This is a genomic window from Rhodococcus sp. NPDC057529 (genome assembly GCF_042802055.1).
Classification (GTDB): Bacteria; Actinomycetota; Actinomycetes; order Mycobacteriales; family Mycobacteriaceae; genus Rhodococcus_F.
Genome location: NZ_JBHVEY010000048.1, coordinates 17,942 through 28,479, shown reverse-complemented (window position 1 = coordinate 28,479; position 10,538 = coordinate 17,942). Strand labels below are relative to the sequence as shown.

Sequence of the window (10,538 nt, the reverse complement as noted above, 5' to 3'; positions counted from 1 at the left end):
GGGTTCGGTCTCCATCGAATCGGACTTGTGTCGGCTATCACAACCGCGTACCGTCGCTTCTACGAGGCAACGCCCCAGCGCAGCACCCGGCTCGAACGGATGGTCAGCGAGGTGGCCCCTCCCCACGTGTGCGGTCCTCCGTCACGGCGCTCGCTTTGCAGAAAGGAAACCTCCCCATGTCGGTTCTCGATATCGACTCATTCGAGAAGATCGCCCAACGCGACCCCGAGTTCAATCGCGAAATTCGATACTTCGACGGCCAGATCGAACTCAACAGCGACGACGAGGCCTACGTCCTCGAGATCACCGACGGTGTCCTCGCCCGCGCTCGCCGCGGCGCCGCTGAAGAAAGCCGCCGGCAGATCCAGGTCAGCGGCCCACGCAACCTGTGGGACGCCATGCTCGAGGACAAGCCCAAGCCCTTCCACCACAGCCTGCAGTCGTGCGCGGTCAAGCACGGCCTGCAGATCAGCGACAACAACGTCACCTACGCCTACCTTCCGGCGCTCAACCGCATGATGCAGATCCTGCGGGCCGTGCACAACGAGGAGCACTGACATGCCCAAGACAGACCCCATCGTCGGCCAGTACATCTACCTGACCATCGACGACATCGAGTACCGGGTCTACTACGAAGAGGCCGGTCAGGGCATTCCCCTGCTCGTCGGGCACACCGCCGGTTCCGACGGCCGCCAGTACCGCCACCTGCTGTGCGATCCCGAGGTCACCAAGCATTTCCGGGTCATCGCCTTCGACCTGCCGTATCACGGCAAGTCGCTGCCGCCGCACGGCGTCGAGTGGTGGACCCAGGAATACAACATGACCAAGAGCTTCATGCTGGACTTCCCGAACACCCTCGCCCGCGAGCTCGAACTCGACCGGCCGGTGTACCTCGGTAGCTCCATGGGCGGTCACCTCGCGGTCGATCTCGCCTCCAAGCACCCCGACAACTACCGGGCGACGATCGCGGTCGAGGGCGCGCTGCGCTCGGCCGCCGAGTACGTCGACGTCGGAATGGCCGGTATCCGCAAGGAATTCGACAACCCGAATGTCAGCCGCAACTCGATCGGCGCCGCGATGATGCTGAACATCTCGCCGTACACCCCCGAGGCCAACGCCCGGGAAATCCAGTGGGAGTACATGTGTGGGGGCCCGGGCATCTTCGCCGGAGACCTCTATTACTACTACTACGACCACAATGTCTCCGCCGAGGAAGCACGCGTGATCGATACCTCCAAGTGCATGCTCTACCTGCTCACCGGGGAATACGACCCCAACACCTCCCCCGCGGAAACCCAGCAGCTCGCCGACCTCGTCGAGGGCGCCAAGTTCTGGGCGATGGACAAGCTCGGGCATTTCCCGGTGACCGAGGACTACCCGAAGTTCCGCGAATACCTCCTGCCGATCCTGCAGGAGATCCGCGAGAAGTCCCAGGCCACAGCAGAACCTGGCCTGCAGACCGCCGCGTCCACGCACTGATGACTTTCGGTCACTGACGAAGCCCCCCTCCCCCCCTTTTTCGACCTCCTCCCTCCCTCTGAGGTACCCCCATGCCAAAAACAGGCTCCCCCGCCGCCACCGCGACGCCGGTCACCCTTCGCGACGTCCGCTACGCGACGATCATCGCGTTCCTGGCGTGGACCTTCGCGGTCTACGACTTCATCCTGTTCGGAATGTTGTTGCCCGAGATCGGCAAGTCGGTCGGACTGGACGAAGCCGGCCAGGCGCAGATGGCCACCTTCGTCGCCCTGGGATCGGTGGTCGTCGCCCTCGGCGTCGGCCCGATCGTCGACCGGTTCGGCCGCCGGTTCGGCATGGTCTTCACCGTCGGCGGGGCGGGCGTCGCCTCGGCGCTGACCGCCCTCGCCGGCATGATCAGCCCCGCCCTGCTCGTCGGCATCCGCTCGGTGTCCGGGCTGGGCTACGCCGAGCAGGGCGTCAACGGTACCTACCTCAGCGAGCTCTACTCCTCCTGCGACAACGAGAAACTCGCCAAACGACGCGGACTGGTCTACAGCCTCGTCCAGGGTGGATGGCCGATCGGCGCCCTGCTGGCCGCGGGACTGACGGCGGTGCTGCTGCCGATCATCGGGTGGGAGGGGTGCTTCGTCTTCGCCGCGATCCCGTCGCTGATCGTCGCCCTGGCGGCGACCCGGCTGCGGGAGAGCCCGCAGTTCGAGGCGCTCCGCAAGGCCCGCGCCGCGCGGAGCACGGTCAAGGTCGAGACCGCGTCCACCCACGGTGGGCTGCGGGCCGCGCTGCAGGGACGGGCCCGGCGCACCTCGCTGGTCCTGGGCACCAGCCACATCCTCAACTGGTTCCCGACGCAGGTCTTCAGCGTGCTGGGTACAACGATCCTGGTCAACGTGCACGGCATCTCGTTCGGCAACTCACTGGTGATCCTGCTGCTGTCGAACAGCGTCGCCTACGCCGGTTACCTGGTGCACGGGTTCCTCGGGGACCGCTTCGGACGCCGCAACGTGATCGCCGCCGGCTGGGTCATCGGTGGCCTGGTGCTCACCGCCATGCTGTACGGACCGAGCAACGTCGTGATCGTCGTGGCGATGTACAGCATCGGGCAGTTCTTCCTGATCGGCCCGTACTCCTGCCTGCTATTCTTCGTCGGCGAGAGCTACGACGACGCGGTCCGCGGATCCGGGGCCTCGTTCGTCACCGGCATCGGCCCGATCGGCGCGGTCCTCGCCAGCGCCGGCGCCACCGCAATCCTCGGAGCGGGCGGGCACTGGCAGATCGCCGCCCTGATCTTCGGCGCCATCCCCTGCGTGCTGTCCGGCCTGATGGTCCTCGCCTCCCGGGACGTGCGCCCCGGACGCGACACCGCCTCGGTGGCCGCCGACACCGGCGACACAGAAGACCAGGTCGCCTGCCCGGCCCAGTAGCAGGCAACGCAGTTCGACTACCGCACGGTGGTCGTCGGAGGACATCCTCCGGCGGCCACCGTTGTCGTATGCCCCGAAGCACCGACCGTGCGGTGGTCGGCTGCCCCGCGGTGCAGCACGCCGCGTAGAGGGTCATTTCCTACCGGCGCTGCGCGGCACTCGCAGCCCCAGGGCTCGGTCAGCTCCGACGGGGCGCTGCACGACAGGCGCCGGCCGCCCACAGTATCGCCTCCGGGTGGATCCTGCCGCCGCCCGGCACAACCCGGAAGCCGGATCCGTCCGGACGGGTTGTTGCCGCCGACAGCACTTCCCACACTCGACCCGGGTGACCGCAGCGGAAGATCACCGGGTGGAGCGTTCGGGTGTGTGGCGGCCAGGCAAGCCGTCTTCGGCCTACTGAGGGGCACCACCGCGCGCTCCGTTGTGGCGCCCGGCAAACACTCCTCACCGATCGGAGCGGCACTCGCTCCGAGTCCGGACGGTCATACGCGCCGAGCGATTCGAAGCACGTGGATCCTCGGGTACCGAGCGGGAAGAGTGATACCCGTGCAGATGGAAATGCCCCGCTCCGCATTTCGCGGAGCGGGGCACGTTCGGGGACCGATGGTCGGTGGCTCCCATGATCGGGCGGTCAGTCCCCCGGGGTGTCGAGTTTGACGGTCACGCACTTGACCTGGCTGTAGTGGTGCAGGGCTTCGACGCCCTTTTCCCGGCCGTAGCCGCTGTTCTTCCAACCACCGAACGGGGTCTGCACCGAGCCGGTGGACCAGGTGTTGACGAAGACCTGGCCCGCGCGGAGCCGGTCGCTGACGGTGAGGGCTCGGGAGACGTCCCGGGTCCACACCCCGGCGACGAGGCCGTAGTCGGAATCGTTGGCGAGGGTGACGGCCTCGTCGTCGGTGTCGAACGGGATCACCACGACGACCGGGCCGAAGATCTCCTCCTGGGCGAGGCGGGAGGAGTTGTCGACGCCGGTGTACACGGTGGGGTCGACGTAGAAACCGCCGGTCTCGTTCGCGGTGGCGGCGACGGTGCCGCCGGTGGCCGCGTGGGCGCCTTCGGATTCGGCGATCTTGAAGAATTCCTGGACGCGGTGGAACTGGTCGCGGGTGATCAGCGGGCCCATCTCGTCGCCGACGCGGACGCGGGCGGTGCGGTCGACGAGTTTGCCGACCACTTCGTCCTGGATGGAGCGGTGCACGAGCAGTCGGGTGCCGGCCGAGCACACCTGTCCGGCGTTGGCGGTGAAGGCCTTGACCGCGCCGTCGACGGCGGTGTCGAGGTCGGCATCGGCGAAGATGATGTTCGCCGACTTTCCGCCGAGTTCGAGGGTGACCGGGATGATCCGCTCGGCGGCGATCTTGCCGATGACCCGCCCGGTCTGCACCGAGCCGGTGAAGGCAACCTTGGCTACGGTCGGATGGGTGACCAGGGCGGCGCCGGCGCTCTGACCGGTGCCGAGAACGACGTTGAACACGCCGGGCGGGAAACCGACCTCGGAGGCGAGTTGCGCGAGCCGCACCGTCGACGAGGAGGTGCTCTCGGAAGGCTTGACCACCACGGTGTTGCCGGCGGCCAGCGCCGGGGCGCAGGCCCGAGCGGCCTGGTTGATCGGCACGTTCCAGGGGGTGATGACCCCGATGACCCCGAACGGCTCGCGGCGGGTGTAGACGTGCTGGTCCGGGGCAACGTCGAGGGTGTCCCCGGACGGCATCCCCATCAGGCCACCGTAGAAGTCGAAATACGTTGCCGAGTTCTCGATCTCGCCGAGCGCCAACGCCTGCGGCTTGCCGGTCTCACTGATCTCGAGGGCGGCCAACTCCGCCGCTTCGGTGCGCATCGCCCGGGCGAGCTCGGCGAACAGGCGCCCCTTCATCAGGGCGGGAATCTGCCGCCAGGCCTCGACGGCGGCCGCAGCGGAGGCAACGGCGACGTCGACATCGCGCTCGTCGCCGACGGCGATGTGACGGGCGGTGGTGCCGGTGGCCGGGTCGGTGACCGGGAGGTAGTCATCCGTGCTCGGGGCCAGCGAGGCTCCGGATACCCAGTGGTCGAGCTTGTCCATCATGGTGTTCCAATCATTTTTTTCATCAGGGGGTCCGCTGTGCGGGGCTAGCGCGCCGAGGCGGCATGCAGGTCGGTGACCGGTCGGCCCGCCGGTTCGGGGGCGCCGGTGATGGTGATCGCCGCCCGGGTGACCTTCCGCTGTGCCGACGCGTCGAGGGCGTCCTTGACGTCGGAGAGGCCGAATTCCGCGTCGACCAGCTGGTCGAACGGGTAGGCCGACTGGTGGCGTTCGAGGAAGGTCAGTGCCCTGCTCAGGTACCGCGCCTCGTAGCGGTCGACGTGCTTGATGGTCAGCGCCTTGCGGGTGACGTAGCCGGGGTCGAAGGGCACCGTCCGGCCGGGCGAGAGGTTCCCCATCACCAGGTAGCGGCCCCCGCGGCGGAGCAGGTCGAGGCCTTCGGCGAACGCGGCGGGGACACCGGTGACCTCGATGGCCACGTCCGGTCCTTCGCCGCCGAGCATCTCGTGCACTGCGGCCAGCCGCTCTGTGGGGTCGGTGACGGCGGAGATGTCGACGACATCGGCGGCTCCGAAGGCCTTGGCCTGCTCGAGACGGGCCGGGACCGCGTCGACGACGATGACCCGGGCGCCGCGCTCGACCGCGACGGCGGCCGCGTTCAGGCCCAAGCCCCCGGCGCCCTGGATCAGGACGGTTTCGCCGTAGGCAAGGCTGATCTGGTCGATGCCGAACATCACTTGAGAGAGTGCGCAGTTCGCGCCGGCGGCGATGCTGTCGGGCACGGTGTCTGGGACCTTGTAGAAGTGCTGGTGCGGGTGGACGTAGTAGTGGGTGCCGAAGGCGGCATGGAAGTGCGGCCACTCCTCGGGCTGCTTGCCGAAGAACTGGTAGGCGTTGTCGCACAGGTTCGGTTGTCCGCCGCGGCAGCGGGCGCAGCGCTGGCAGGTCTGGAAGTAGGTGACCACGACCCGGTCACCGACCGAAACGGTCTCGCCCGCATAGTCGGTGATGACCTCGGCACCGAGGGAGTGGATGCGGCCGATCATCTCGTGTCCGAGTCCGCCGCGCTTCTTGACCGGGTGGTGCCCGTTCCAGATGTGCAGTTCCGAGCCGCACACGTTGGCGCGGAGAATCTCGAGGACAAGGGCGTCGGGTGCGGGTTCGGGAATCTCGTACTGGGCCATGGACAGCTGGCCCGGTTCGGTCATCAAGGCCAAGTGGCCGATTTTCTGAGTCATTACTGCGACACCTTCGCTATCGAGTGTGAATTGGTGTTGTCCGCGGAGCGGGGTCGGTTGTCCGCGGAGCGGGGTCGGTTGTCGATGGCCGCGAGATCGCGGTTCTTCGTCTCGGGGGCGCACAGCATGGTCACCGCGGCGATCACACCGCACCCGGCCACCATCACGATGATCGGCCACGAGCTGCCACCGGACCACAGCAACAGCGAGCTCGCGATCAGAGGGGTCAGCCCGCCGAGCAGGATCGAGGCGGCCTGGTAGCCGATCGACACACCGCTGTAGCGGACGTTGGCGGGGAACAATTCGGCGTAGAACGCCGCGAGGGGACCGTAGACGGCGGCATGCCCGAACACCAGAAACAGCGAGATGGCCGCGGCAATCGCGACGGCATTACCAGTCTCGATCATCGCGAACAACGGCCACGCCGAGACGGCAATGAACACCGCACCGAAGATGTACACCGGTCGACGGCCGAACCGGTCCGAGGCCAGCCCCGCGATCGGCAGGGCAACGATGTCCAGGGCCGAGGCGATCAGGACCGCGGTCAGCGCCGTCCCGCGCGGTGCGCCGACGTGCTCGGAGATGTAGGCGAGGATGAAGACAGTGAAGACGTAGTAGTTTCCGCCCTCGGCGAAGCGGGCGCCGATCGCGATCAGCAGCTCGCGCGGGTGCCGGCGGAAGACCTCGATCAGCGGTGCCTTGACCACATCGTGCTGCGCCTGCCGGGTCTGCTGCGCCTCCACGAAGGCCGGGGATTCGGTGATCCGGTACCGCACCCACAGCCCGACGCCGGCGAGGACAATGCTGAGCAGGAACGGCACGCGCCATCCCCAACTCATGAACTGCTCCTCGGGCAGCATGTTCATCAGGGCGAATGCTCCGGTGCCGAGCAGCAGGCCCGCGGACACCCCGGTTTGCGGCCAGGCGCCGTACAGGCCGCGCCGGTTGCGGGGTGCGTGTTCGACCGCCATCAGGACCGCACCGCCCCATTCACCGCCGACCGCGAATCCCTGGACCAGGCGCAGCACGATCAGCAGGGTCGGTGCCCACAGCCCGATCGCCTCGTAGGTGGGCAACAACCCGATCAGGGTGGTCGAGATGCCCATGGCGAGCAACGTCATCACCAGGGTGGCCTTGCGGCCGATGCGGTCGCCGTAGTGACCGGCGACGAACCCGCCGATCGGGCGGGCGATGAACCCGACCGCGAACGATCCGAACGCCGCCACCGTTCCCGCTCCCGAGCTGAACTGGGGAAAGAACAAGTGGTTGAACACCAGCGCTGCGGCGGTGCCGTAGAGCGTGTAGTCGTACCACTCGATGACGCTGCCGATCACGCTCGAGACCAGGACCCGGGATTTGCCACCCGAGGCGGTCGGGTTCGTTTCGCCACTCACACGGATCTCCCTCCTAAATAATCGGCTACAACCGGACCTATGGACAATACAGCCGACCTTTTACGGATGTCAACGATGACAACTGCGACACTAATGGGGTGGTGCCCCTGCTCCGAACGTCGCCGGAGTCCGAATCGCCCAAAACCCCGTCAGCCCGTCAATTTCGGGTCGCCGTCGGCTGCCGCGCCGACGTCGCGGGAGGCGCCGCGGAGGTCTCGATCGACCGGCGCGGGTGATCTGGTCCGGTGCGGGTGCAGTGCAGGCCGGTGAGCACCCGCATCTCGACGAAGCCGGTGCCCGCGATCTTCAGGAACGGGGTGGCTCCGTCGGTGACGACGGCATCGACCGGTATCCCGAGTAGGCGTGCGACCACGTAGGCGGCGCTGAGACTGTTGACGTCGCGGACGATTCCGAGCGGCAGCAGTGACCGGGTTTCCGAGATCGCCTCTTGCTCCCCGGCCCGTAGGATCACGCGCACTCGTGGCGCGACACGCTGGGCGGCGACGGTGACGGCGAGGTTGCCCAGTTCGTCGGATCCGACGGCCGCCAATGCGCGGGCGTGGTGGATTCCCAGGCGCTCGAGGAGGTTCCGATCCCCGCCGTGTCCGACCACGGTGGGGATGTTCAACTGGCGGACCAGCCGTAGATTGGGGGCGTCCTTGTTGCGTTCGATCGCGATGACGGGCACCCCGAGTGCCTGCAGCTCGCGGCACAACCGCAGGCCCACCTGTCCGAGTCCGACGACGATGACGTGATGTGATCGCGGGAGGGTGCGTCGTCCGATCATGCCGGCCAGCCGCGGGCTCAGGAGTCGGTCGACGACGCCGGCGGTGAACATCGCGGTGAACACCACGGCCATCAGCATGGCCAGGCAACCGAACAGGCTGTAGGCGGCGGTGGCGTGGTCGGCGCTCGCCGGCCCGACCGTGGTCACGACCCGGACGGCTTCGTGCAGGGACACGAGCACGGGATGCCCGGCGAGGGTGAGCCAGAGCCAGTCCAGGACGAGGATGGCGTTCAGACCGGCGAAGCCGCCGAACAGGATTCGGGTGCCGATATCGAGGGGGCGCAGCACGCCGAGAAGCTTGTCCGTGAACTGACTGCGGAGCGGACGTGTCTCGACCGGAAAAGCCAGTGCGGCGGGCCCGGTGTCCCCCAGATACGCGGCCGAGACGACACCCCGGCGTGCACGGGCGGCGAGCCACTCGGCGTTCACGCACGGACCCGCGAGCGCCGGTGCCGCCAGGTCGGCTGGGGAGACGGCTTCACAGTGGGGAAGCAGGCTGGTGAGCTGGTCGGCGATGGTGCGGTCGAAGACACTGGTGATGATGGGGATGGTGTCGTCGATGTGCGCCGCCGCCAGGGCATAGCGTAGGGCCATAACGTCGTCGTGGACGAGCACCGCGATACCTGCCACCGTGCCGGTGCAGGCGGTGCGCAGGGTGTCATCGTCCGGGCGATCGAGGTGATGGACGCGGTGCCCCTGTCCGGTGAGCGTGGCGCAGGTCTGGCGGGCGGCGCCGGTGTCTCCGATGACCACGAACATCGACATCTGCACGAGCGGTCTCCTTGTGACGATGGTTGCGGGGCGCTTCGCCGTCACCTGGTCACCGCGGAGGGGACTCCGGCGACGCCGAACCGGGGAGCGAGATGGATTGTTCGGTGCGCGTGGTGACGTTTGGGTAGGTCGCTGCCCTTGGTGGCATGCGCCCGTCCGCCCGGAGTCGGGTGATCACCGTCCGTGCCCGCGCAACGTCCTCGGCGGCGGGGCAAGGGTGGTGTTGATCGATTCCGCGTGGGCGCTGTCCAGGCAGAGTCGCCCGGTCATCCCGAGCGACCGCGCATACATGGTCTCCCGTTCGACGACCGCGGGGTCGTCGACGATGCTGGGCCCGTCGATCGGACGCCGGCAGACCGGAACCGCACTCTGGTCAGACGGATTCGATCATTCCCACCTCGGTGTCAGCCAAGGTAGGAATGATCTATGACGATGGAAGCCTCACCCGTCGGTGCTCCTACTTCGTCGCTCCCCGTCGGCGCCGATCAATCGTAATGACTACCGCAACAACGATAATCAGCCCGACGATCAGCTGCTGCATGCTGGGGTCGACGCCTACGGCTGCGCATCCAATCGGAATCAGCGCCAGAATCAGGGATCCGATGAGCACATTGATCGGACGGGCGACCCCACCGGTGACGGCGCAACCACCGACGATTGCCGCCGCGATACCCGGCAGGAGAAGCGAGCCGCCCGCACCGGTGGCCCCTGCGGCCCCTTGCTGGGTGACGAGGAAGATCCCCGCCATGGCAGCGAGTGTTCCAGAGACCGTGTATGCCACCACCCTGGCTCGGAGATTTCCCACGCCGGACAGAATCGATGCCCGCTCGTTCAGGCCCACTGATCGGAGCTGCTGGCCGATGACGGTGCCGCGGAGGAACGCCCAGAGCGCAAGGCAGATACCGAGGGACATCCAGACAGCCAGTTCCAGTCCCAGAAGGCGGTAGTTCAGCATCCACTCGACTGGGTGAAGATCGTCGCTCGCGTTGACAGTGCTCTGGCCAGACAGCATGAGCGAACCTGCTTGGCACACCCCCATCGCACCGAGTGTGACCGCGAATGTCGGTACCTGCAGCCACCCGGACAGGAACCCGACAAGAGCCCCGATGAGGGCGCCCGCCGCGATGGTGAGTATGGGGGCGACGCCGCCGACCGAGATGAGCAGCTTCGCAGACAGGACGGTACAGAAGAGGGCTATGGCCGCGTTGGAGAGGTCGATTCCGCCTAGCAACAATGCGAACATCTGACCACTGGCCAGCAGAATGATCGGCACTGCCTGAACTGCAGTGACTCTGATACCGCCCCCCGGTATGAAGGCTGGTTCAATGACACTGATGACAGCCACTAGCACGATCAGGACGAGCAGTGGCATAGCCACTACGAGCTGAGAACGGAGATCTCGTAGGCTCTTTCCCGGAAGGT

Annotated in this window: 8 protein-coding genes; 3 read left to right on the top strand and 5 right to left on the bottom strand. The window is 67.1% G+C overall.

Annotated elements, in window-relative coordinates; genetic code table 11:
* Nucleotides 1-176 precede the first annotated feature (176 nt).
* From ACFU5V_RS42170 to ACFU5V_RS42160, 3 genes are all read left to right on the top strand, one after another.
* Nucleotides 177-557, top strand: coding sequence for a hypothetical protein (locus ACFU5V_RS42170; RefSeq protein WP_378707270.1), 381 nt, complete (start codon nucleotides 177-179; stop codon nucleotides 555-557).
* Nucleotide 558: 1 nt separating this feature from the next.
* Nucleotides 559-1,479 carry an alpha/beta fold hydrolase gene (locus tag ACFU5V_RS42165; protein ID WP_378707268.1) on the top strand — a complete coding sequence of 307 codons (921 nt, stop codon included), beginning with the start codon at nucleotides 559-561 and terminating at the stop codon, nucleotides 1,477-1,479.
* Between the two features lie 71 nt (nucleotides 1,480-1,550).
* Complete coding sequence (locus ACFU5V_RS42160) at nucleotides 1,551-2,900, top strand: MFS transporter (protein ID WP_378707266.1); 1,350 nt, start codon at nucleotides 1,551-1,553, stop codon at nucleotides 2,898-2,900.
* Between the two features lie 631 nt (nucleotides 2,901-3,531).
* Here the strand turns inward: ACFU5V_RS42160 and ACFU5V_RS42155 are convergent.
* From ACFU5V_RS42155 to ACFU5V_RS42135, 5 genes are all read right to left on the bottom strand, one after another.
* Nucleotides 3,532-4,965 (bottom strand): aldehyde dehydrogenase family protein, encoded by a 1,434-nt coding sequence (locus ACFU5V_RS42155; RefSeq protein ID WP_378707276.1) that lies wholly within the window; start codon nucleotides 4,963-4,965, stop codon nucleotides 3,532-3,534.
* Between the two features lie 47 nt (nucleotides 4,966-5,012).
* Nucleotides 5,013-6,164 carry a zinc-binding dehydrogenase gene (locus ACFU5V_RS42150; protein WP_378707264.1) on the bottom strand — a complete coding sequence of 384 codons (1,152 nt, stop codon included), beginning with the start codon at nucleotides 6,162-6,164 and terminating at the stop codon, nucleotides 5,013-5,015.
* Nucleotides 6,164-7,558 (bottom strand): MFS transporter, encoded by a 1,395-nt coding sequence (locus tag ACFU5V_RS42145; RefSeq protein ID WP_378707262.1) that lies wholly within the window; start codon nucleotides 7,556-7,558, stop codon nucleotides 6,164-6,166. The genes ACFU5V_RS42150 and ACFU5V_RS42145 overlap by 1 nt, the downstream gene beginning before the upstream one ends.
* A gap of 157 nt (nucleotides 7,559-7,715) precedes the next feature.
* Nucleotides 7,716-9,110 (bottom strand): potassium channel family protein, encoded by a 1,395-nt coding sequence (locus ACFU5V_RS42140; RefSeq protein ID WP_378707274.1) that lies wholly within the window; start codon nucleotides 9,108-9,110, stop codon nucleotides 7,716-7,718.
* Nucleotides 9,111-9,573: 463 nt separating this feature from the next.
* Nucleotides 9,574-10,488: an ABC transporter permease gene (locus ACFU5V_RS42135; protein WP_378707260.1), complete on the bottom strand. Its 915-nt coding sequence runs from the start codon at nucleotides 10,486-10,488 to the stop codon at nucleotides 9,574-9,576.
* Nucleotides 10,489-10,538: the final 50 nt, after the last annotated feature.